We start from the raw sequence: 24028 nt of genomic DNA on the forward strand, positions 1-24028 counted from the left end.
CATCACGATCCGAACGAAAGACCGCCCATGTTCCTCTCCGAGACGCTCGCTCCCTCGACGGCCTCCGCTCCCTCCTCCGCAGCCGCCGGGCTCGGCCGGATCGATGCCAGTTCGAAGCGGCTCATCAGTTGCCATCAGGTCGACGTCAACCAGCTCATGCCGCTCAAGTACAAGTGGGCGTGGGAGCACTACGTCAACGCCTGTGCGAACCACTGGATGCCGACCGAAGTCGCGATGAACAAGGACATCGAGACGTGGCGGTCGAGCAAGCTCACGCCGGACGAGCGGCGGGTGATTCTGCGGAACCTGGGGTTCTTTGCGACCGCCGAGAGCCTTGTCGGCAACAACCTTGTCCTGGCGATCTTCCGCCATGTGACGAACGCCGAGTGCCGCCAGTACCTCCTGCGGCAGGCCTTCGAAGAAGCCGTGCACACGCATACGTTTCTGTACGTCGTGGAGAGCCTGGGCCTCAATGAGGGGGAGGTTTTCAACATGTATCACGAGGTGCCGGCGATCGCGAAGAAGGACGACTTCGAGATGGAGCTGACGACGGAGATCCTCGATCCGAGTTTCACGACTGACACTTTTGAAGGGGCTCAGGCGTTTCTGAAGAACCTGATCGGTTATTACCTGATCATGGAGGGAATCTTCTTTTACACCGGGTTCGTGATGGTGCTGTCGTTCCACCGACGGAACCTGATGACGGGGATTGGGGAGCAGTTTCAGTACATCCTGCGGGACGAGACGATCCACTTGAACTTCGGGATCGACCTCATCAACGGGATCCGGAATGAGAATCCGCATCTTTGGACGGCCGAGTTCCAGCAGGCGATGGTAGATCGGATCCGGCAGGCGGTGGAGTTGGAGATTGAGTATGCCCGCGACTGTCTGCCGCGGGGGATTCTGGGGCTCAATGCCGAACTGTTCCGGGACTATGTTCAGTTCATTGCGGATCGTCGGCTGGAGCGGATCGGGTTGCCGACGCAGTATGGGTCGTCGAACCCGTTTCCTTGGATGAGTGAGACGATGGATCTGTCGAAGGAGAAGAATTTCTTCGAGACGCGGGTGACGGAGTATCAGAGTGCGTCGACGCTGAGCTGGGACTGAGAACGGCGCCCTTGCCGGAACGGCGTCCATAGCTCAAACCCAATGTGCGACGGCAGCTTGGGGTCAAGGGGGCCACGCCCCCTTGCCGCCGGAGGCATTTTCGTTGAGGAACCGTGGGACACAACGGACGTCCCCTTTGTGGGACCGGCGTTGAGGACTCACCGCTCGCTCCGCACGCAGCGGGTTGGTGAGGGGCATACGGCACGTTGTCCGCGCTTGGACACGCGCTCCTTCAGACATCTCTCGACGGCCAGGCCTCCGGCGGGCAAAGGGCCAAAGAAACAACACAGGCCCCTCTGCACTCCCCACCAGGGTGCCCCTGGACCCGGTGAAGGGTCAGGCCGGTTACGTGAAGGGCTGCTTCGGTCGGGCTGACAAACGTGAGCAAGTCGGCGAAATAATTCCCTAAAGTGTTTCGCCCGCACATTTTGCAGATCAGCCTTCAACCGGGGAGGCATTTTGTCCGTTGCAAACTGCGACCGACCACGCAATTATCATGAGACTGAGTCTCAGTTTCCACTTATGGCGGAAGCACTGAGCGGGCGGCACTCCACAGCCGCCGACACCCTTTCCTCCCCGAGAGGCACCCAACTCTCGGGGAGGTTTTCGTCCCCCTTTGCCCGCCACCACCGCCTCATGGTCTACACGCGTGAAGACATCCGATCCGCCATGGACGCCGGCGAGCTTGACCGCGCCGCACGGATCGCCCGGTGCTACCTCCACTCCCACCGCGAAGACGGCCGGGCCTGGGAACTGGCTGGGCTGATCCACTTCGAAGAAGGCCGCACGCCGCTGGCAATCTCCGCCCTGGAAAAGGCCTCCCTCCTCATCCCCCTCGGCCTTGAATCCCGGATTCGCCTCGCGATCGCCTACGGCCTGATCGGCAAGACCGACCTCGCCACCGACCTGCTCGCCCTTGAGATCTCGCACGAAGCCATTTCGCCGCAGCAGCTCCTGGCGGTCGCCCAGGCCCTCGGCCGCTTCGAACAGCCGGTCCTCGCCATGCACGCCTGCCGCGCCGCGACGCAGCAGGATCCCGAGTTCGCCCGCGCCTACTACGACATGGGGTTCTACGGTTCCCGCTGTGGCGTCCTGCCGCGGCACGTCGAGAGCCTGATCCGGAAGTCGATCGCCCTCGACCCCCGCTCGGCCCGCTATCGCGTCGGCCTCGCCACGCACCTGATGCAGCACAAGCGGATCGACGAGGCGTGCGCCGCCATCGAGTCCCTCACGCTGAATCAGATCGACACGATCACCTGCCAGTGCTGCCTCGCCCGGATCGCGACACTCTACGAACGCCTCAACGATTCGGAGCGGCTGGAGCGGTGCCGATCGAACCTGGGCGAGACCTCGCCCGAGTAGGCCTCCGTCGCCGTCGCGACGACGCCCGCCAACCGCCTCACCCCACCCGTTCCTCGGCCTCCGAAAAGCCCGCCCCCATCGGCCTGAAGAAGGCTGCCCCGCGTCCACCCGCCGCTCCTCGCTCACCCACCTTTGTCTGCTGACGTAGCCAGCCTTCAGCCTGGATCTGCCAGCCACGCAGCGTTTCCGTTTCACCCTTTGTGAAAGGTTGCTGCCATGCGCCGATCCCTCGGCCCTGCCACGCCGCGCGAATCCTCTTCGCGACGGTGCGGCTTTACGCTCATCGAACTGCTCGTCGTGATTGCGATCATCGCGATCCTGGTCTCTCTCCTGCTCCCCGCCGTCCAGAGTGCCCGCGAGGCGGCCCGCGCCGCCCAGTGCAAGAACAACCTGAAGCAGATCGGGTTAGCGATGCACAACTTCCACGAGGCCCGCGGGGCCCTGCCGCATCTGTGGGCGCACGGCCCGCCGAACGCCACGAACCCCGCCGCCTGCAAGCCGGCCCGCTCGCCGCTGATGCTGCTGCTCCCGTTCCTCGATCAGGCCGCGGTCTACAACCAGTTGGAGGTCCCCCTGGCGGCGCGGCCTTCGATTCCGGTCTACCTCTGCCCCTCCGATCCGAAACCGAGCGGAGCGCCGAGCACATACTGCTCGTACGGCGTCAACGCTGGCGACACGAGCTACGCGTGGGCCTGGATGTGCCCCGGAACCGATCCGACGCACTACTACTGCGTCTACTTTCCCGCAGGGAAGATGTACTTCAACGGCATGATCGACGTCGCCGGGATGAACTGCGGAGTCCGGAGCGGGGGAATCACCGTCCGGCTCAACGACATCATTGACGGCACCTCCAACACGATTGCCTACGGCGAGCGGTGGGGGACCGTGATCGAGCCCGCCACCCGCCGGCCTGTCACTTCGGGCGTGACCGGCGCGAGCTGGATCGACACCTATGCGACGTTTGCCACGCTGGCCTGCAACAAGCTCAACACGCACGACAACTACGACTTCACGGTCACCCCCAACATCAACATCTGGGCCAGCTACATGACTTCGTTCCGTTCGGATCATCCGGGCGGGGCGCAGTTCGTGATGGCAGACGGCTCCGTCCGATTCATCAGCGAGAACATCAACGGAGACGCGCAGTCCGGATACCAGTACCCCGAAGGGACCGGCGCCCCGACCCGCGACGAGGTCAATCCGAATGCCGCCGGACGGATGTTCCGGGCCCTGGCAACGCGCGAAGGAGGCGAGCGTGTTGCCGAGTTTTAAAGAGCTCTCCCCGGTACGAAAGGGGTTCGTTCTGCTGATCCTGGCGGGAGGAATGATTGCGGCGTGGCGCGCCGCGTCCCGGTTGTGGCCGCCGCGGCAGGAGATGCTGTCACCGGAGGCGTACCAGGAGGCCTTTCGCGAGTCCGAACAGATCGATCGGGAGAACTGGGACAAGATGTGGCGCAGCGCCGGTCGGAAAGCGCCTCCGCCTCCGGCCCCCGTGCCGGATCGCCAGTAGCTCGGCCTCTCCGGCTGTCCGTTGATCGGAGTCGTCCCGCCGCCTGGCGGGGCGGCTCCGATTGGCTTTGCGCGGCCGCGGTCGGGCGAAGAGTTGGGACAACAGGGGCGCGATGATCCGGGGAGCCGCCCGGGATCGCCCCTCGACCGCGAGAGGCGCGGAAGGGGCTGCGCGGCTTGTTCGGGGTGGCGGCGTTTGTATCATCAACAGCTTCCCGCCTGATCCCTGGCTGACTTGACCGGAAACCTCGATATGCCCCGCCTCCGCCGCTGTCGCCCCTTCGCCCGTCTTCTCCCAACGCTGACCGGAGCGGTGCTGGTCGCGACGCTCAGTGGATGCCCTCAGACCGAGCCCCCCAAGCAGCCGAACCCGACGCCCCCCAAGGCGGAAGCGGTCAAGGAAGTCCGCAAGGCGGACGATGCGGCGGCCATCAAGGCCCTGGAAGAGATCGGCGTCACGCTGACGAAGGACGCCGCCGGCTCCGTCGTGGCGGTCAACTGCGGGACGTCGACCCGCGAGGTCAAGGACGAGGACCTGCCGCACCTCAAGGGGTTCCCCTACCTCGCCACGCTGAGCCTCGAGAAGTCCGAAGTCTCCGACAAGGGCCTCGAGATCCTCAAGGACCTCCCGCCGATCACTCGGCTCGGCCTGCGCCGCTGCAGCAAGATGACCGACGCGGCCCTCGCCAACCTCCAGTACACCCCCAAGCTGCGGGTGCTGGAACTCCTCTACACTTTCACGTCCGACGCCGGGCTCGATGAAGTCGCCAAGCTCAAGGAGCTCCAGGCCCTCGACCTCCGCGGCTGCAACTACATCACCGATGCCGGCCTCGCCAAGCTCGAAAACCACACGGGCCTGAAGGACATCAAGCTCCGCTCCTACGGAATCACGGATGCCGGTATCAAGTCGCTGACGACGCTCAAGAACCTGCGGATTCTGGAAGTCGAAGACGCCCAGCTCGGCGACTCGGCCATGGAATTCGTCGCCCAGATGCCGGAGCTGACGAAGCTCAACCTGATGCGGACCCTCGTCAGCTCGGACGGCTTCAAGCAGCTCAAGGGGCTGACGAAGCTCACCGACCTCCGCGTCCGCGGGACGAACGTCACCGGCGAAGGTCTGGCGGCGGTGGAAGGAAGCGCGCCGACGCTGGCCTACCTCGATATCTCCGAGTGCCCGTTCGTCGACGCCGACATGGCAGTCCTGGCGAAGTTCACGAACCTGACGACGCTCAAGATGTTCCAGGTCCAGAACGTCAGCGACGAGTCGTTCAAGAACCTCGCCGGGCTCAAGAAGCTCAAGATGCTCGACGTCAGCAAGTGCCCGATCGGTCCGGTCGGGGCCGACGCCATCGCGTCGCTGCCGGCTCTCGAAGAGCTGAGCCTGGCCGAGTCGGACATCGACGACGCGGGGCTGGCGAAGATCGCCGGCATGAAGACGCTGAAGAAGATCAACCTTAAGACGCTCAACAAGGCGACCGAGGCGGGGCTGGCCAAGTTCAAGGCGGCTCAGCCGAACGTCACCGTCGCCTCGGGTGACGCGGCCAACGAGTAGTCCCGCTGCGGCAGCTGGTCTTTTGAACCTGCCGCGAACTGTCGACCGTCCACGGATGCCCCTTGCCCATCACGTTCTCGTCCGACGAAGAAGCGATGCGGCGGGCGCTGGAGCTGGCCCGCCGGGGCCGGGGGCTGGTCGAACCGAACCCGATGGTCGGGGCCGTCGTGGTCTCGCCGGAGGGGGAACTGGTCGGCGAGGGAAACCACGAGCGGTTCGGCGGGCCGCATGCCGAAGTGAATGCCCTCCGGGCGGCCGGTGATCGCGCGGGCGGGGGGACGCTTTACTGCACCCTCGAACCCTGTTCGCATTTCGGCAAGACGCCCCCGTGTGCTCCGCTGGTCGTGAGCTCGGGGATCCGGCGGGTGGTCCTCGGCACGGGCGATCCCGCGCCGCATGTCGCGGGTCGCGGAATCGCGATCCTCCGGGAGGCGGGGATCGAGGTCATCGTCGGGGTCTGCGAGGCGGAAGCGCGGCAGGTGGTGGCGCCGTTCGTCACGCTGATGACGCTCGGCCGGCCGTATGTTCATGCCAAATGGGCAATGTCGCTCGACGGGCGGATCGCCACGCGGACGGGCCATTCGCAGTGGATCTCGAACGAACGCTCGCGGGCGCGGGTTCATGAGCTGCGGGGAAGGATGGACGCGATCCTCGTCGGCCGCGGGACGGCTGTCGCGGATGATCCCCTGCTGACGGCCCGGCCCCCCGGCCCGCGGACGCCGCTGCGGATCGTCCTCGACTCGACGCTTCAGACCCCGATCGACTGCCAGCTCGTCCAGACGGCGCAGGAGTTCCCGACGCTCGTCGCCACGACCTCCGCCGCGGACGCAGTCCGTCGCGAAGCGTTTCTTGCTCGGGGTGTCGAAGTCGAGCTGTTCGACGCGGTTCCGAGCGCTGCGGCTGACGGCTCCGCCTCGCCGCGGGTCTCCATTCCCGCGCTGCTGTCGAGGCTCGGACAGCGGAAGCTCACGAACCTTCTCGTGGAAGGGGGCGGGGATGTTCTCGGCGCGTTCCACGATGCCGGACTGCTCGACGAGTACCACGTCTTTGTCGCCCCCAAGATCATCGGCGGGGCATCGGCAAAGTCGCCGCTCGGCGGGTTCGGAACCGAGCAGGTGATGGCGTCCGGTCTCTCCGTCGTGGCAACGGAATCGCTCGATGGAGACGTCTACATCAACGCGGTGCAGCCACGATGATCGCTAGGGCGGAATGACGCCCCGCTTCATCAGTTCTTGAAGCTGTTGCGATTCATCAATTCTTCCGCATCGGTTCCTTGTGAGCCCGTTTCGGGCATGAGTAGGATCGGCGCGTCCGCCGATGCGTGCCCGGGAGGCCCGCAGTCATCCACTCATTGCAAGGGGATTCTCATGTCGCGATCCAAGTCATTCTTTCGCCGGACTGTGGCGGCCCTGTGCCTGGCGGCGGGGGCGGCCGGGACGGCTCAGGCGGCCGACATCTACGGACTGACCGAGGGGACGCCCGAGCTGAAGTCGGCGGGCTCCCTCGCCTTCGGACCAGAAGGGGTCCTGTTTATCGGCGACACCAAGGGGGCGACGATCTTCGCCATCCAGACCGGTGACAAGGGGGGCGAGAAGGCAGCGGATCGGACCATCGAAGGACTTGGGAGCGCGCTCTCCGAGCTGCTCAAAACCGACGCCAAGAACATCACCGTCAATGACCTGGCGGTGAACCCGAAGACCGGCAACGTGTTCCTGTCGGTCCACGCCGATGGCAAGCCGGCGATCGTCAAGGTCGATGGAGCGGGCAAGCTGAGCCGGCTCTCGCTCGAGAAGGTCGCCTTCTCCAAGAATGAGCTGTCGAACGCTCCCGAAGACAAGGAGCAGGTCGACGGCCGGGGTCGTAAGGCCAATCCCCGTGGCGATTCGATCACCGACCTGGCGTTTGTCGAAGGACAGGTGATCGTCTCGGGTCTCTCGAAGGAGGGGTCGGCGGTCCGTTCGTTCCTGTTCCCGTTTGGCCCCAAGGACCAGGAAGTCAACCTGGAGATCTATCACGGGGCTCATGGCCGCGTGGAGAGCATGTCTCCGATCCGGACGTTCGTTCCGTTCGTGATTGATGGTCAGCCGCACGTCCTGGCCGGGTTCGTCTGCACGCCGCTGGTCAAATTCCCGGTAACCGCCGTCGGCAAGGGAGAGAAGGTGAAGGGGACGACCGTCGCCGAGCTGGGCAATCGCAATCGTCCGCTCGACATGATCGCCTACAAGAAGGACGGCAAGGATTTTCTCCTCCTGACCAACAGTGCCCGGGGTGTGATGAAGGTCAGCACCGATGACCTGGAGCGGGAAGAGGGGATCACCGAGCACGTCGTTGACGGCAATGTGGCCGGGCAGAAGTACGACACCGTGGCCGAGCTGAAGGGGGTTGTGCAGCTCGACAAGGTGAACGATGCGACGGCGGTGGTCATTGTTCAGGGTGAAGATGGGAAGATGGATCTGAAGACGATCCAGTTGCCGTAGTCGAATGGGTTTGTCGTGGAATCGGACGCGGAAACGGGAGAACCGTTTCCGCGTTTTTTTTGTCGACTCTCTGCGAGCGAAGCGAGTGGAGAGGCCGGGTCCAGGGGGAACCCCTGGCCGCCGGAGGCGCTCCGGTGAGGAACCGTGGTCAACGACGGACGACCGCTTTGGGCCATCGGCGTTGAGAACTCGCCGTTCGCATTGCATTCCCCGCGGGTTGGTGAGGGGGCATCCGGCACGTTGTCCGCGTTTGGACACGGACTCCTTCAGACATCTCTCGACGGCCAGGCCTCCGGCGGGCAAGGGGCCAAAAAACAACACAGGCCCCCTTGCATCCCCCACCAGGGGTGCCCCCCCTGGACCCCGGCTCAGGCCAGCGAAGTGCTGGCTCGTTCACGCTCCGCCGGTCGGATACACTTCCGGTTTTCTGACACGAGCGACCGTCATGCCCATCTTCGAATACCGCTGCGAGTCCTGCGAAAACGAGTTCGAACAGCTCGTCCGCACCGGCGAATCCGTGACCTGTCCCCACTGCCAGGGAAAGCGTCTCGAAAAACTCCTCAGCGCTCCGGCCGCCGCCCACATGGGCCGCGGCGATCTGCCGGTCATGGGCTCGTCCTGTCCGCCCACCTCCGCTCCCCCCTGCAGCCCGTCCTGCTGCCGGCTCCCGATGAACTGAGCCCACCCCGGCTCGTTCCCGCCAGCCACGCCGTTCCCACCAACTCCCCCGCCGCTCCTTCCCTACCGCCGCCGTGTCTCAAGCCGCCTCGACCACCGTTTCCGTCAACCTCGGTGAGCGGAGCTACGACATCCTGATCGCCGACGGCCTGCTCCCCGCTGCCGCCGGCCATGTCGCGCCGTGGGTCGACCGGCTCGGCCGCAAAGGAAAGCGGCAGGCGATCGTCATCACCGACCGGAACGTGGCGGCCCACGCCGATGGCGTCCGGAAAAGTCTCGACTCAGCCGGCTGGGAGACCGCAAGCGTCGTCGTCGAAGCAGGCGAAAACACGAAGCGGCTGGAAGTCGTCAGCCACTGTTACGACCGGCTCGTCGAACTGCGGGCGGACCGGCGGGCTGTCGTCTTCGCCGTCGGCGGCGGCGTCGTCGGAGACCTCGCCGGATTCGTCGCCGCGACCTACAACCGCGGACTGCCGTTCATCCAGTGCCCGACGACGCTGCTCGCCGACGTCGACAGTTCCGTCGGCGGCAAGACGGGGGTTAACCATCCCCAGGCGAAGAACCTCATCGGCGCGTTTCACCAACCGCTCGGCGTGCTGATCGACACGGCGGTCTTGGGAACGCTGCCGGATCGTGAGTACCGGGCGGGGCTGGCGGAAGTCGTGAAGTACGGCGTCATTCTCGACGCGGAGTTCTTCGACTGGCTCGAGGGTCACATCGCCGAGCTCAACGCCCGGGAGCCGGCGGCGCTCCGGTACGCCATCGCCCGGAGCTGCCGGCTCAAGGCGGATGTCGTCGAGCAGGACGAATACGAGCGGACCGGCCTGCGGGCGGTCCTGAACTACGGCCACACCTTTGCCCACGCCTTCGAGGCGATCGCGGGCTACGGCGAGCTGCTGCACGGCGAGGCGGTGTCGATCGGGATGCTCTACGCCAGCCGGCTGGCCGAGCGGCTGGGGCGGATCGACGCGGCGGCGACCGCGCGGCAGCTCTCCTTGCTGAGCGGGCTGCGGCTTCCGGTCTCGCTTCCGGCCGGGACGTGGCCCGCCGAGGAACTGATCGCCCGGATGCGGCTCGACAAGAAGTCCGAGTCGGGGCGGCTGCGGTTCGTCCTTCCGACGCGGATCGGTCACGTCGAACTCGTCGATGGGGTGGAAGAGCCGCTGGTCCACGAACTTCTGACGAATTCCCTGGCCTGAAGCGGCCCGGGAACGGCGAAGTCCGGCAGAATGTGCCGCCCGGGGCTCCAAAAGGCGAATTGGGTTTGCTGGCGGGAGACTGGTCTCTCCGGCGGGAATCCGTCGGCCTATACTCTTGGGGTCCGGAATTTCCGGTCGGAACCGGCTTCGGCGGCCGTTCCCCCGACGTCTCCGCCTCAGGAGAGGCGCTATGCTCCCACCGTCTGCCTGCGGCATCGCGACTGAGCGCGATCTCGGCTGCGTGTGGTGCTGCGCCGTCCGGACGGATTTCGGACGGACGGAACCGGTCCACCCGATCGGCCCGGAAGCCCCCGCTGCGAGGCCCGCATGATCCTGGCGGCCCTCGATCTCACCGCGCAGCGGTGGCATGTCGTTGAGCTCGGGGTCGCAATCCTGCAGCCGGCGCTGGTGTTGTCGCTCTGCCTGGGGTTCGTCCTCGCTTCGGCCCACCTGATCACGATGCTCGGGACCCGCTGGGGAGACCGCGGGACCTCCTCGAAGGCCCTGTTCTTCTCGCTGGCCGTCCACGTTTCGTTCGCGTGCGGAATCATTGCCCTGATTCCGGAGTACCGGCAGCGGATCTTTTTCGCTGCCTCCCGCGACGCGGAGCATTTCGCCAAGGTCATTCCCCAGCCCGAGGGGCCGGCGGCAGCCGCCTCGAGCGGCCGCGGGACCGCCCAGCCGATCTGGGACCGCGTTCCGACGAAATCGCTCTCCAGCACCGCCCGGACGGCGATCGACGTCGACCGTCCGGCTGCGGAAGCGGCTCCCGACCGGATGGAATCGGCGCAGGCCTCCATCGCGCCGCAGCAGGCCATGTCGGTCCCGCTCCCGGACGCCGTGGAGCCGATCGTCAAACCGATGCCTCTGGAAGCGCCGACGGCGGCCCGCCCTGCCGACGCGAATCCGCTCGCCACCGAGGAGATTCAGGCCGAGGCCCGGAACGACGCCAAGCCTCGCAGCACGCCGTTCCGTCCGTCGCCGACCTTCGCCGATGCTCCCGCCGCGGAAATGCAGCGGCCCGATTCGGCAGCCGCCTCACGGCCCCAGGCGGACATCTCCGGCGTCGACAGCCTGGCTTCGCTCGACACGCCGGGACGTAATCAGCTTCCGCAGGCGACTCCGACGCCGAATCTGTCCGAAGCCGCACCGACCGGCGGCCGCATGTCGCCGGCTCCCCCGACGCTCCTGGAAACCTCCGAAAACGGGATCGCGATCCCCCAGCCGGGCCCCGCATCGAATCGTCCCGGCGTCTCTTCGAGTATTGCCCGCCTCGGGACGGGGATGGGACCGGGCCGCGGGATGACGGAAAGCGGCGCCCCCGAGCGGTTCCGTCCTTCGGAATCCGGCGCCGGCGGAGCGGCGGAACCGGGCACGGGAACCGGACGAAACGTCGAAGGGAACCTCGCCCGGATCGACGGGCTGCCGCAGCTCACCCCGTCGCTGCCGACGATGCTCCGCGATCCGCTCGCTCCGGTCTCGCCCGGAAGCGGCAAGACCCCGGCCGCGTATCAACTGCGGGCCAAAGAACAGCGTGACCGGGCGGTCGTCGAGTTCGGCGGCTCCGATGCCACCGAGGCGGCGGTCGACTTGAGCCTCAACTATCTCACGTCGGTCCAGCGGCCCGAGGGCTACTGGGATGCCCAAGCCCACGGGGCGGGACGGGTCCGGATCGACTCCGAGGGGGTCGACCGGCACAACGTCGGCCGGGAGTCGGACGTCGGCGTGACGGCGCTCGCGGTCCTCGCGTACCTGGGGAAGATGAACACGACCGAGGAGGGACCGCATTCGCAAGCGGTGACGAAGGCGCTCCGCTGGCTCGCCGAAGGGCAGCGGGCCGACGGGTTCCTGGGCCGCAATGCCTCCGAATACAGCGCCATGTATTGCCACGGGATCGCGACCTTTGCGCTGGCGGAAGCGTACGCCCTGTCGCAGGACAAGGTGGCGAACGCCTGGCTTCGCGGGCCGCTCAGCAACGCCGTGAAGTACACACTCTCGTGCCAGCTCCAGGACGGCGGGTGGCGGTATCTCCGCGGTCAGCCGGATGGCGACATGAGCATGTTCGGCTGGCAGCTGATGTCCCTCCGCAGCGCCGAGGCGGCGGGGGTGGAGGTTCCGTCAGACGCCAAGGCAAAGATGATCCAGTTCCTGCAGAACAGGAGCACGGGGAGAAGCGGCGGGCTGGCGGCGTATCGTGCCGGGGAGCAGGTCACCCCCGTCATGACCGCAGAGGCCCTCTTCTGCAAGCAGATGCTGGGGATGCGGCGGACAAATCCGTCGAGCGAGGAGGCGGTGACCTACCTCCAGCAGGCTCTCCCCAACCGCGAGAAGTACAACCTGTACTACTGGTACTACGGCACGCTGGCGATGTTCCAGCACGGCGGAGAGCCGTGGGGATCCTGGAACGGCTCGATGCGGGACCTTCTCGTCTCCGAGCAGATCAAAACCGGCCGCAACGCCGGGAGCTGGGATCCAATTGACCGCTGGGGAGGATCGGGAGGCCGGATCTATTCGACCGCGATGGCGACGATGTGCCTCGAGGTCTACTACCGCTACCTGCCGCTCTATCGGGGCGTTGCCACGGAAGCCCCGCGACGCGGGCCCGCTCCCGTCGAGTGAGCCGGCTGGGGCGCAGAGCCTCAAAAAGAGCGAGGCAGCCGCGTGCTGCCTCGCCGTTCGTCGGAATTCCCGCCTGGGTCACGCCCCCTGCATCAGCTGCCACTGGCCGTAGAGGCCCAGCGCGATCGCCGCCACGACCGCGAGCATGAAGAAGACCAGGAGCGTGTAGATCAGAGCGTACATGCTGTTGAGCGAGCCGAGGCCGTTCATCAGGTGGCTGATGTCGTTGTTCTCGGTCGCGGAGATCTTCCGGAAGGACGCCCCGGCGCCCCGCGTCCATCCGCCGAGGCAAAGGTACAGCAGGCTCGAAATGCCGGCGTTCGCCGCGAAGCCCCACAGATGGTGCTGCGGAGGAAGCGTTTCCAGCTTGGCTTTCACCTCCGCCGGGACATTTGCCATGACGTCCGGGGGAAGGTTGTTGCGGTAGATCGCAGCAATGATCAGGGCCGTCACGAGCAGGTGAAGGATGCCGACGATGATGAAGAACGCTCCGACCCCCTTCATTTTGGAGCCCAGGGCACCAATCAGCGAGTTCTGGTCGGCTGTGAATTCGTACTGCGGCATGGGAGCGACCTTTCGAAGGGACTGGGGGCCGGACAGCGATTCGGAGGTTCAGACACCGCCGGCTCGCGCAGGAGCAACGAAGCAAATTCGTTGCCGGATCATTTTCCGTCAGTGAGTTTGGCCGTCGGCGAAGAGGCGATGAATTCGCGGGAGACGATTCGGGAGGCCGGCTACGGCCAATGGCTTGAAGCGTCCTTGCCGGACGGACTGTCATAGCTCAAACCCAACGTGCGACGGCAGCCGGGGTCAAGGGGGCACCCCCTTGCCGCCGGAGGCACTTCGATGAGGAACCGTGGTACGCAACGGATGTCCGGTTTGTGGTACCGGCGTTGAGGACTCCCTCAAAATACACCGCTGGCGTCGCAATCCCCGCGGGTTGGTGAGGGGGCATACGGCACGCTGTCCGCGATTGGACACGTGCTCCTTCAGACATCTCTCGACGAGAGGGCCTCCGGCGGGCAAGGAGGCGTTGCCCCCTTGCATCCCCCACCAGGGTGCCCCTGGACCCGGTTCTTGGGCCGGAGAGGCTGGGGGACACTAAAACTCAGTCGCGGGCTTCCTTCGTCTTCGCCAGAGCCTCGAGAGCCTCCACCCGCGCGGCGGCGTGGTCGACCATCGGCTGGGGGTAAGTTTCTCCCAGGACGACACCCGCCCCGCTCAGGACTTCGGGGGCAGCCGTCCATGGCTCGTGAATCACGTCCGCGGGGAGCTTGGCCAACTCCGGCACCCACTGGCGAATGTAGCTCCCCTCCGGATCGTACCTTCTCCCCTGCATGATGGGGTTAAAGATGCGGAAGTAGGGTGAGGCGTCCGCTCCACAACCCGAAATCCACTGCCAGCCGAGCGTGTTGTTGGCGAGATCCGCGTCGACGAGCGTGTCCCAGAACCATTCCGCTCCCGCCTGCCAGGACTGAAGCAGGTCCTTCGTCAGGAACGAGCCGACAATCATCCGCACGCGGTTGTGCATCCAACCGGTCCGCCAGAGCTGCCGCATTCCGGCATCGACGATCGGGTAGCCGGTCAGGCCCCGCTGCCACGTCCTGAGCGGCCGCTGGGCGTACTTCCAGGGAAATGCTTCGAACTTGGACTTCAGCGGAGCCCGGTCGGTCTGGGGGAAGTGATAAAGGACGGCGTGGGCGAACTCGCGCCAACCGATTTCGGCCAGGAAAACCCGCGGCCCCTCCGGCAACCGGGACCATTCCTGCGGTGTGACTCCGAACTCGTCGAGAACAGCCTGGGCGATCTGCCGCGGGGTGATCTCGCCGAAATGAAGATGCGGCGAGAGAGCAGAGGTGCCGTCGAGGTCGGGTCGGTTCCGAAGGTCGTGGTACTGAGCCGCGATCCCCAGGAGATGCCGGAGCCGCTTGTGGGCTCCCTCCTCCCCCGGCTTCCAGGTGGGCCCGAACTCCGCATCCCAGGGGATCTTGGGGAGCAGCCCAAGGTCGGCGACCTCCTGCGAACGGACCCGCCGCGGCGGGGGCGTGAGGTGCCGCGGGGTGGGGATCGCCTGGGGCAACCCCGACTCCTCGATCCGGGCGACGCAGGACCTCCAGAACGGCGTAAAGACCTGGAACGGCTCGTGGCTCTTGTTGAGGAGCGTCGAAGGATCGAAGAGCGTCCGGCCGGGAAAGATCCGAACCTTGAGCCCGCGCTTCTGGAGATCTTTTCGCAGATCGCTCTGCAGCGCCGCTGTGTGGGGCTCGTAGCGGGCGGACCAGTAGACCGATTCGGCGCCGGTTTCCTTCGCGATCGCTTGAACGGTCTCGGACACGTCTCCCGAGCGGATCACGAGCGGTGCTCCCCGGCCGGCGAGACGCTCCTGCAGAGCCAGGAGGGAATGGTGCAGCCACCACCGCGACGCGGCGCCGGGAGCCCAGGGCTTCTCGTCGGCGGGAGACCAGACGAACAGCGGACAGACCCAGTCCGCCTCGGTTCGCGCCGCGTGGAGGGCCGGGTGGTCCTCGATCCGCAGGTCGTTCTGAAACAGGAGGAGAGAACCCGCCATGAAAGCCTGTCTTGCAGAAGCTCCAACCGTAGGTCGACTGACTGTGCGCCGCCCCCTTGGCGTCACGCCCAAGAACGGGGCTTCAAGTTCCGCCGCGGCTGGCCAGGACGTCGATCGCCCCCAGCAGCAGGATGCCGACACTGATAACGGCGTTGACCTGGAAGAACGCCACGTTGACGCGGGCCAGATTGTCCGGCCGGACGAGGGAGTGCTCGTAAACGAGGAGCAGTGAAAAGACGATCACTCCTCCCAGGAAGATCGGTCCCAGTCCCGCAGCCCACCAGAGGCCGAAGAGGCACAGGCTCGTCAGGACATGGCTCAACGCTGCGAGCCGCAGGGCCCGCGCCACTCCGAACCGGGCCGGGATGCTGAACAGCTTTCGTTCGCGATCAAAGTCCGCGTCCTGCGTCGCGTAGAGGATGTCGAAGCCTCCGACCCAGAAGAAGATCACCGCCGCCATCAGGACGGCAGGCCACTCGACCGTCCCGCGGATCGCGATCCAGGTGGCGATCGGCGAGAGCATCAGGGCGGCGCTGAGCCAGTAGTGGCACCACGCGGTCCACCGTTTGGCGTAGGAGTACCCGAGTAGAAACAGCAGTACGGGGACCGAGAGGATCAGCGGCCAGCGGTTCGGCAGGAAGAGGAGCGTCGCGGCAATGAACGCCGCGCTGTTGACGACGGTGAAGGCCGCCACCGACCGGGCGGTGAGGAGCCCGGCCGGAATGTGCCGGCGGGCGGTCCGCGGGTTGTCCTGGTCGATGTCCCTGTCGACGAGGCGGTTGAACGCCATCGCGGCCGAACGGGCGGTCACCATGCAGATCAGGATCCCGATCAGCTCCTGCCAGCGGAACGGATGATTCCGCCACGCCAGGATCGCCGCAAAGAGGGCGAACGGGAGGGCGAAGACCGTATGGCTGAAACGGATCAGCTCGAGAATATGCCGGACAGTCTGAAACATCACTCGGTATCAGGTAGGGAGCAAACGACGGCTCGGACGAACGGACCGTCGCCGCTCACGCTCCCGACCGCAAACGGCTGCCGCATTCAACTGGTTTCTGGCCTTGTTTGGAAACTGACCGTGCTAGACCGAAGCGCGAGCGAAGGAATTCGCGGCTCGTCGCTCGCTTGCGCGTCGGGCTAGTGTGAGTTTCCAGGCAGTGTCTACGCGCCGAAGACGTCTTCGAGCGCCTTTCGCATCACGGCGGCGTCCGGCTCAATGCCGGACCAGTAGTGGACGCCGATGATCCCCTGGTTGACCAGCATGCCAAGGCCGTCGATGACCTTGCAGCCCCGGGCCGTGGCGTCCCGGACGAGGCGGGTTTTCGGCGGGTTGGGAATCACGTCGGCCACGACCATGCCGGACCGAAGGGAGTTCACGTCGAGAGCGAGCCGGGCGTCGACATCCGGGAAGAGGCCGATCGACGTGGCGTTAATGACGATGTCGACTCCTTCGGGGACGACGTAATCCTGGTCCCAGGCGACGAGATTCGTCTTGACTCGGACCTTGTCGGTCAGCAGGGCCACCAGTTCCTTCCCGCGGGAGGGGGAGCGGTTCACGATCGTGATCTCCGTCGCGCCGGCCAGGGCGACTTCGACACCGATTGCTCGGGCCGCGCCCCCGGCTCCGAAGATCACCGCGCGCTTTCCGGTCGGGTCGACCAGTTCCTTGAGCGATTTGACGAAGCCCTTGCCGTCGGTGTTTTCGCCGATGAGTTTTTCGCCCCGCCGGACGACGCAGTTGACCGCTCCCATGAGGGAGGCGGATTCGCCGAGGCCGTCGAGGTGGGCGATGACGGCGACTTTGTGCGGGATGGTGCAGTTGAAGCCGCGGAAGCCCATGGCCCGTGCGCCGGCGACGCCGGCCGCGAGGTCGTTCGGGGCGACTTCGATGGTCAGGTATCGCCAGTCGAGTCCGTGGTGCCGGTAGGCGGCCTCCATCATGACCTGGGTCGGGTTTTCGGAGACAGGTTGACCGAAGCAGGCGGTCAGTTCCTGTTTGAAGTTCAGGACCTTCGACATGGAGTTTTCAGAGGGTTGGGGACGCGGCGCTGTCGAAACCGGCTGCGATTCTGGAAGCAAAGTGGCGAGAGGTCAAATCCGTCTCATCTACCGGGTCCAGGGGCACCCTGGTGGGGGATGCAAGGGGGCAACGCCCCTTTGCCCGCCGGAGGCCTGGCCGTCGAGAGATGTCTGAAGGAGATCGTATCCAGACGCGGACGACGTGCCGGATGCCCCCTCACCAACACGCTGGGATTCCAGAGCGAGCGGTGAGCCCTCAACGCCGGTTCCCAAAAGCGTACGTCCGTTGTGTACTACGGTTCCTCGTGGAAGCGCCTCCGGCGGCAAAGGGGTGAGACCCCCTTGACCCCAGTGGCCGTCGCACGATGGGTTTGAGCGTGCAGAGCCGTGCCGGCAAGTACGCCGTTCGAGCAATCGGCAAATGCCTTGCTGGCGACATTCCGAATGGCCTCGCTGACGTCCGCTCCCATTCCCCGCTACGCTCCAGAGTTCCGAGACACACAAAAGCACATCGCCACCATGGTTTGGGACGACTTCCGGGGACACCGGGAACAGATCGAAATGTTTCGCCGAGCGGTCGACCGCGGCCGGACCGCCCACGCGTTCCTCCTCATCGGTCCGGCCGGGATCGGAAAGCGACTCTTCGCCCGCAACATCGCACAGTGCCTGTTCTGCACCCGGACCGCAAACGCCGACCTCGACGCCTGTGGCACCTGCCCCGCCTGCCAGCAGGTTCAAGCGGAAACGCATCCCGACCTGCTTCAGATCGGCTGCCCCGAAGGAAAGAGCGAGCTCCCCATCGAACTCCTCGTCGGGACGCCAGACCGCCGCGGCCGCGAAGGACTCTGCCATGACCTCTCGCTGCGGCCAATGTCGGCCGATCGGAAAGTCGCGATCCTCGACGACGCCGACCTGATGAACGAGGCGAGCGCCAACGCCCTCCTCAAAACGCTGGAAGAGCCCCCCGCCGGTTCCATCCTGTTCCTGATCACGCCGGCCGTCGAACCGATCCTCCCCACGATCCGCTCCCGCTGCCAGCCCATCCGGTTCCATCCGCTGGCGGAATCCGAAGTGGCCGACCTGCTGGTGGCGCACGGAGACGAAACCGATCCGCAGGCCGCCGCGATCATCGCCCGCATGAGCGAAGGAAGCCTGGCAGTCGCCGCGCAGCTCCTCGACGAAGGGGTCCGCGGCCTGCGGTCGCGGCTGGAAGAGGTTCTTCGAGGGACCGGCACGGACGCGATGGCGGCGGCCAAGAGCGTCACCGAGGCGGTCGAGGAGCTTGCCAAGGACCTCCCGACGCAGCGCCGCCACGCGGGCTGGCTCATCCGCTTTGCCGTCCAGTTCTATACCTCGCAGCTCGAATCGGCCTCGGACGAGACGGCGGACCGCCTGGTCCGGCAGATGGAACGGTGCCTGGAAGCCCAGGAGCACATCGACGGAGCGATGCCGATTCCCCTCTGCCTTGAGGGCCTCTGCGTCGACCTGGCGCGACTGGGACGCGGGGCTGTCTTGTAGCTGTGTACGCAACTCGCGACGGGCGAGTGACTTTAAACACAAAGACACCAAGGAGGCACGAAGGGGACAAAGGCCTGACCTCACCTTGTGCGCCTTGGTGCACTTCGTGAGATCTTTGTGTCTTGGTGTTTAACTCTTCATCCTCACCAAATCAGACGGTGACAATGCCGCAAGCCGCTGCCGTTTGATATCGTTTTCCCCATGATGAGCTGGCTGAAAACACTCGACCGGCGGTGGATCTTCCTGATGATGGCGGCGGCCGTCGCCATCCCGATCCTGTGGGACATCCAGTTCCGCGAACAGCCGGGGCAGTTCTCCCAGGACGTGTTCGACGCCATCGAGAACCTTGAGCCCGGCGATCCCGTCCTCATGGCCTGGGACTACGATCCCTCGACCGAGGGGGAGCTGGGGCCGATGGCGACCGCTTTCGCCATGCACTGCAGCGAGAAGAAGACCAAGCTCTACTTCATTACGCTGCTGCCGGTCGGCCCGCAGATGATCGAGCAGTCGATCGACAAGGTGATCCGCGCCGACTATCCCGACATGGTCTACGGCGTCGACTACGTCAACCTGGGCTTCAAGTCCGGGTACGAAGGGGTCATCAAGGTCATCGTCACCAGCCTGCGGGGGCTGTACACGACCGACGCCCGTGGAACGAACATTGACCAGATCCCCATGTGCCGGGACATCGACAACATCCAGAAGATGAAGCTGATCGTGAACGTCAGCGGCGCCTATCCCGGCATGAAGGAGTGGGTGCAGTACGCGGTGACGCCGTACCAGGGGAAGCTCAAGCTGGTCGGCGGGAGCACGGGGGTCCAGGCCCCGCAGTTCTTTCCCTACATTCCCGGCCAGATGGCGGGGATGCTGACCGGGATCAAGGGGGCGGCCGAGTACGAGCAGCTGGTCGTCAGCAAATACCGCCCGACGAATCCCGACGCAAAGTACCTGCAGGGACGCCGCCGGATGGGCCCCCAGGCGATGGGACATATCCTGATGGTCGGCCTGATCATCCTGGGGAACGTCGTCTACTTCGCCGGCAGCCGCGGGTGATCCGGCGGCTTCAGCGGGAGCCGGAGACGCGCGGCGACTAGAGAGATATCGTATCGCGATCAAAAGACCGCCTTCGGGCACGCGGAAGGAAAGACAGAGCGGTATGCCAGCCGGATACGAAATCGCCGACTTCTCCCAGATCCCCCCGGTTCACTGTCCCTGCGGCCAGGCCCGGCGGGCGTATGCCGACGTGCCGGACCTGCCGGCGACCGTCCACATGACGGAGATCTCGGAGACGGCCCGGGTCCACTATCACAAGCGGCTGACGGAAACCTACGTCTTTCTCGAGTGCCAGCCGGATGCCCAGATGGAGCTGGATGGCGAGCGGATCCCGGTCAAGCCGGGGATGTCGGTCATGATTCGCCCCGGAACGCGGCACCGGGCGGTGGGCCACATGAAGGTGATGATCGTCGCGATCCCCAAGTTTGACCCGTCGGACGAGTGGTTCGACTGACGGTCCCGTTGCCCGCTGCCGTGCCTGGTATCGGCCCTCAAGGGCCGACCCTCCCTCGCTCCGCCGCTGCTGTGCGGCGAAGGAAATCGCTCTCCATCGGCAGGACCTGCGTCTGCCTGGCCGTCCCGCTCTCACAACGGCCCGACGAGCGGAATCTTCGGCACAACCGCTCCTCTCGTCGCGCCCCGAAAAACCGGCATTGCCGGAACAACCGTTACAGTTTCACAGAATGGGGGGCCGATAAGTACCGCAGGTCCGTCCATCTGCGCCGGGTTTTCCTGCCGGGCCGGATGTGACGGTAATCCGCTCCGGAGCGTACGGAGCGGACCGTCCGTTTAGCCGCCGCAATGCGGTCTCAGTTAAGGACGTAGGGATGCGGATCCACAACTGGTTCAGGACGATCGCCGGAGCCCTGGCACTCACCGCCTCAGCCGAAACCGGCTTCGGGCAGGAGTTCTACGGAGCCCCGGGACAGGGGATGGCCGCCCCCGGAATGGGACCGGCCAATCCTGCCGTGATGTACCCGCAAGGGGTGCCGGACGGATTCAACCCCTGGCCGCAGATGAGCCCCTACGGCGTCGGCAACATGGACCAGGAGCAGCTCTTCAACCGGAAGGGCCTCTGGTTCTACGAAATGCTGACGAAGCAGCGCACGTTCTACGGCCGCGTCGACGCGATCTGGGGCTTCTCCGAAGCCGAAGCCCAAAAGACCGTGGGGAATACGCCCGCCTTCCGTCAGCCGCTGAACTACAACCTGGGGGGCTCGCCGACGTACTTTGCTCCGGCCAATGGCAACCAGCTGCCGATCCCTGGTCCGTTCGAGGTGGTTCCGGGGGCCGACCCCTACCCCTTCATGCGGCCGGCCGGGCAGGTGACCGCCGTCCAGATCATCGACAACGACATCTTTCCCATTCGAACCAACGATGTCCTCCCAACCAACGGCAATGCCGGCGTTCAGGTCAACTGGGGATTCGACGACGCTGACGGCGTCGGCCTGTTGATCAGCGGCTTCTACATGGGCGAGAACAGCGAGGTGTTCGAGTCGGGCAACGAATTCATCAACGGCCTCCCGGTGACGCCGGCCATGGTCGATGCGACCCTCGGCCAAGTGCTGAACACCCGAAACGGCGCGATCGCCTACGACACCGGTCTCCCGGCGCCGCTGGGATCCGGCCTTGGTTTTCTTGGAGCGGCTCAGAAGTATGACATCCTGTTCCGGTTGGAGCACCGGACCGAGGTTGCCGGAGCCAATCTGTCGTACTACATGGCGCCGGTCTTCAAGACCTCGGCCGTTATGGTTCGCCCCTTCCTGGCCGGCCGCTACATGTACCTGAACGAGACGTTTGGATTCCGCGGCATCGACAGCGGATGGCACTATGACGTCGACCAGATCCCCTATAGCACGGGGACGACAACCACCACGACCCCCTCGACTTACCGTCCGGATCCGGGCACATGGGCTACCCGCGCCATTCAGCAGTATCCTCAGTTTGAGGCCCGGCTGAACTCGAACGTCCAGACCCATCTGGCCGGCCCGGAAATCGGTCTGCGTTACGACTTGGGTGAGGGGGATGGTTTCAAAGTCTGGGGAGCGACGACCGTGGGCCTCATGGCCAACCAGTCGAACCTCTCCCTCGACGGAAACAACATCGGCGAAGAGTTCGCTACATCGGGCTTCAACGGGATCAGCATGCTCTCGAACGATGCCCGATTCAGCTCCGAGGCATCACACGGTCGAGTTTCTCCGCTGTTTGAGCAGACCCTCGCCGTCGACTCCCGGGTGTTTGAGGCGGTTCCCTTTGTGAACGAGATCCCGGTTTTGAATCAGGCGATCCTCCACCTCGGCTACACCTTCACCGCGATCGGCCAGGTCAACCGGCCGGCGGATACCATCAACTGGGCGGGATTCCCGATCTTCCCCTCACTCAATAACAACACCCAGACCTTTGTGCTGCATCGCTTCAACTTCGGTCTCGAGTGGAAGTACTGAGAACTGGAAGCAGAAACGCCGAGCCTCGGGAGTGTTGCCGGTCGTCGGCTTCGTTCCCGAGGCTCGTTGCGTTTGGTCCCTCCCGCTTCAAACGCCATCTCACAGGACGTTTTTCGGGACACCAGCAGTGGGCGGCACTGCGGCGCAAGGCTGACGATCCCCTCCCGGATCCCTATAACACGTCGTCACAGGACAGGTGCATAGGGGCTCGGCCCGGGGAGAGACGATGTTATTGAGCATGACCGGCTTCGGAGACGGCCGGGCCGAGAATGAGCGGCTGGGGGTCCTGGCGGAAATTCGCTGCGTGAACAATCGCCACCTCAAGGTGACGATCCGGTCGCCGGAGAACTGCGGGGGGTTCGATACCGAGATCGAGCGGATCGTGCGGCAGGGGATCGTGCGGGGGACCGTCACGGTCACGATCCGGACCTCGTCCCGCGGCGCAAATCAGCTGGGGACGCTCAACACCGAGGTGCTGACGGAATACTGGAAGCAGCTCCACCAGTGGAGCAAGGAGATGCTGGCCCCGATCGCCGATGCGTCGCATCTCCTGGCTCTGCCGGGGGTGGTCGCCGGAAACGCGCTGCTGGAAGTCTCCGAAGAGGACTGGTCGACCTTCGAAACCGCGCTCAACGCCGCTTTGACGAAAGTGCAGAGCTTCCGCGCGACCGAGGGGAAGGCGATGCGGGACGAGATGGCCCGGCACTGCGACCTGATCGAAGAGTGCCTGGGGCACATCATCACCCGCGCCCCGCTGGTCGTTATCGCCTACCGGGACAAGATCAAGCAGCGGGTGAATGATCTCCTCAAGGACAGCGGGGTCACGGTAAGCGACGTCGACTTCCTGCGGGAGGTCAACATCTTCGCCGACCGCTGCGACATCACCGAGGAGATTGCCCGGCTGAAGTCCCACATCGACCAGTTCCGGCACTCGCTCGACGCCCATCCCTCGGCCGGTCGGAAGCTCGAGTTCCTCTGCCAGGAGATCTTCCGGGAGATCAACACGATCGGCTCAAAGGCGAACGATGTGACGATCGCGCACCACGCGGTCGACGCCAAGACGAGCGTCGAGAAGATCCGGGAGATCGTGCAGAACGTCGAGTGATGCAGCGGTCCTGACCGGGCGCGGAACAACGGAGTCACTGGGCGAGACGACCCGGTGACTCCGTCTTGATGGCGATCAGAGTGGGATGACGCCAACGACCACCTTGTGGTGGATCTTGCCAAACGGGCCGGCAAGGTTGACCGCGAACAGCGACTCCTTGGCAAAGACGGCAGACGTGACGGACTCTCCCTCGCCGATCGGTGGAGCATCCGGAGCCTTCTCGAGGACAGTCCGGTCGACGATCGGCAGGTCGTATTGCGTGCCGTGGTAGGTGAACCGGACGCGGCGATGGACCTGGATCGCCCCCGGCTCGCTGCCGGAGTCGGACCAGACGTGCAGCTCGGGATCGGTCGGGCGGATCAGGAGCAGCGTCTGGGGATGCTCCATCTTCTCCACGTCGGCGATGCTGATGAAATTGGGATTCCGCTTGCGGGCGTGCCAGAGCGTCGCGGGACTCTGCTCCAGCATGCCGAGATAGGCTGTCGACAGCCGGCCGGCGTGCCCCCAGCGGAATTCGGGGGCGACGACGCGGTCTTCCGGCTGGTGCTTGAGCCGATGCACGTACTCCAGCGGGACATCGATGATGTCGCACAGGTTGGGGAGCGCGCCGTCCTCCATCCGGACGTCTGCCTGCGTCAGCGAGCCCCGTTCACGGACGAGCCGCACCCAGGGACCGGCGCTCCGCAGGGCCGCCCCCTCCCACTGGATCTCCCGCCCCGCGACGCACTGGTATCCGGAACGCTGGGAGGAATTGGCCAGCAGGACGATCCGTTTCGTCACCGGAGCAAAGAGGCGGCTCGGAGGAGTGGAGCTCATG

20 protein-coding genes are annotated in these 24028 nt (G+C 65.3%); 15 read left to right on the forward strand and 5 right to left on the reverse strand.

The window, feature by feature from the left end:
- Positions 1-27: 27 nt before the first annotated feature.
- From VT03_RS02375 to VT03_RS02420, 10 genes are all read left to right on the forward strand, one after another.
- The gene (locus VT03_RS02375; protein WP_075091502.1) at positions 28-1107 is read left to right on the forward strand and encodes a ribonucleotide-diphosphate reductase subunit beta; all 1080 of its coding nucleotides are present in this window, start codon (positions 28-30) and stop codon (positions 1105-1107) included.
- Between the two features lie 636 nt (positions 1108-1743).
- On the forward strand, positions 1744-2469 hold the full coding sequence (locus VT03_RS02380) for a tetratricopeptide repeat protein (RefSeq protein WP_075091503.1): 726 nt from the start codon (positions 1744-1746) through the stop codon (positions 2467-2469).
- A gap of 216 nt (positions 2470-2685) precedes the next feature.
- Positions 2686-3741, forward strand: a complete 1056-nt coding sequence (locus tag VT03_RS02385; protein WP_075091504.1) for a DUF1559 domain-containing protein — start codon at positions 2686-2688, stop codon at positions 3739-3741.
- The gene (locus VT03_RS02390; RefSeq protein ID WP_156514240.1) at positions 3725-3979 is read left to right on the forward strand and encodes a hypothetical protein; all 255 of its coding nucleotides are present in this window, start codon (positions 3725-3727) and stop codon (positions 3977-3979) included. The genes VT03_RS02385 and VT03_RS02390 overlap by 17 nt, the downstream gene beginning before the upstream one ends.
- Positions 3980-4231: 252 nt before the next feature.
- Entirely contained in the window at positions 4232-5530 is a 1299-nt protein-coding gene (locus VT03_RS02395; RefSeq protein WP_075091506.1) for a leucine-rich repeat domain-containing protein, read from the forward strand.
- A 62-nt stretch (positions 5531-5592) separates the two neighbouring features.
- The gene (gene ribD, locus VT03_RS02400) at positions 5593-6726 is read left to right on the forward strand and encodes a bifunctional diaminohydroxyphosphoribosylaminopyrimidine deaminase/5-amino-6-(5-phosphoribosylamino)uracil reductase RibD (RefSeq protein WP_197489174.1); all 1134 of its coding nucleotides are present in this window, start codon (positions 5593-5595) and stop codon (positions 6724-6726) included.
- Positions 6727-6897: 171 nt separating this feature from the next.
- Positions 6898-8007, forward strand: a complete 1110-nt coding sequence (locus VT03_RS02405; RefSeq protein ID WP_075091507.1) for a hypothetical protein — start codon at positions 6898-6900, stop codon at positions 8005-8007.
- 445 nt (positions 8008-8452) lie between these two features.
- Entirely contained in the window at positions 8453-8686 is a 234-nt protein-coding gene (locus VT03_RS02410; protein ID WP_075091508.1) for an FmdB family zinc ribbon protein, read from the forward strand.
- A 73-nt stretch (positions 8687-8759) separates the two neighbouring features.
- The gene (aroB, locus tag VT03_RS02415) at positions 8760-9884 is read left to right on the forward strand and encodes a 3-dehydroquinate synthase (RefSeq protein ID WP_075091509.1); all 1125 of its coding nucleotides are present in this window, start codon (positions 8760-8762) and stop codon (positions 9882-9884) included.
- Between the two features lie 327 nt (positions 9885-10211).
- Positions 10212-12503 (forward strand): prenyltransferase/squalene oxidase repeat-containing protein, encoded by a 2292-nt coding sequence (locus VT03_RS02420; RefSeq protein WP_075091510.1) that lies wholly within the window; start codon positions 10212-10214, stop codon positions 12501-12503.
- 78 nt (positions 12504-12581) lie between these two features.
- Here the strand turns inward: VT03_RS02420 and VT03_RS02425 are convergent, their stop codons facing one another.
- The 4 genes from VT03_RS02425 to aroE all read right to left on the reverse strand — a co-directional run bounded on the left by VT03_RS02425 (position 12582) and on the right by aroE (position 17091).
- Complete coding sequence (locus tag VT03_RS02425) at positions 12582-13067, reverse strand: hypothetical protein (RefSeq protein WP_075091511.1); 486 nt, start codon at positions 13065-13067, stop codon at positions 12582-12584.
- 544 nt (positions 13068-13611) lie between these two features.
- Positions 13612-15072, reverse strand: a complete 1461-nt coding sequence (locus tag VT03_RS02430) for a cryptochrome/photolyase family protein (RefSeq protein ID WP_075091512.1) — start codon at positions 15070-15072, stop codon at positions 13612-13614.
- 82 nt (positions 15073-15154) lie between these two features.
- On the reverse strand, positions 15155-16030 hold the full coding sequence (locus VT03_RS02435; protein ID WP_075091513.1) for a UbiA-like polyprenyltransferase: 876 nt from the start codon (positions 16028-16030) through the stop codon (positions 15155-15157).
- Between the two features lie 203 nt (positions 16031-16233).
- On the reverse strand, positions 16234-17091 hold the full coding sequence (aroE, locus tag VT03_RS02440; RefSeq protein ID WP_075091514.1) for a shikimate dehydrogenase: 858 nt from the start codon (positions 17089-17091) through the stop codon (positions 16234-16236).
- A 444-nt stretch (positions 17092-17535) separates the two neighbouring features.
- Here aroE and holB point away from each other — a divergent pair, with 444 nt between their 5' ends.
- The 5 genes from holB to VT03_RS02465 all read left to right on the forward strand — a co-directional run bounded on the left by holB (position 17536) and on the right by VT03_RS02465 (position 23211).
- A complete protein-coding gene (gene holB / locus VT03_RS02445) occupies positions 17536-18609 on the forward strand; it encodes a DNA polymerase III subunit delta' (RefSeq protein ID WP_075091515.1) in 1074 nt (357 codons plus the stop codon).
- Positions 18610-18810: 201 nt separating this feature from the next.
- A complete protein-coding gene (locus VT03_RS02450; RefSeq protein WP_075091516.1) occupies positions 18811-19662 on the forward strand; it encodes a hypothetical protein in 852 nt (283 codons plus the stop codon).
- Positions 19663-19765: 103 nt separating this feature from the next.
- Positions 19766-20116: a cupin domain-containing protein gene (locus VT03_RS02455; RefSeq protein ID WP_075091517.1), complete on the forward strand. Its 351-nt coding sequence runs from the start codon at positions 19766-19768 to the stop codon at positions 20114-20116.
- Between the two features lie 373 nt (positions 20117-20489).
- Complete coding sequence (locus VT03_RS02460; RefSeq protein WP_075091518.1) at positions 20490-22106, forward strand: hypothetical protein; 1617 nt, start codon at positions 20490-20492, stop codon at positions 22104-22106.
- A gap of 238 nt (positions 22107-22344) precedes the next feature.
- A complete protein-coding gene (locus tag VT03_RS02465) occupies positions 22345-23211 on the forward strand; it encodes a YicC/YloC family endoribonuclease (protein ID WP_197489176.1) in 867 nt (288 codons plus the stop codon).
- Between the two features lie 75 nt (positions 23212-23286).
- Here the strand turns inward: VT03_RS02465 and VT03_RS02470 are convergent, their stop codons facing one another.
- Positions 23287-24027, reverse strand: coding sequence for a dual OB domain-containing protein (locus tag VT03_RS02470; protein WP_075091520.1), 741 nt, complete (start codon positions 24025-24027; stop codon positions 23287-23289).
- Between the last annotated feature and the right edge of the window lies 1 nt (position 24028).

This window comes from Planctomyces sp. SH-PL14, assembly GCF_001610835.1.
Classification (GTDB): domain Bacteria; phylum Planctomycetota; class Planctomycetia; order Planctomycetales; family Planctomycetaceae; genus Planctomyces_A.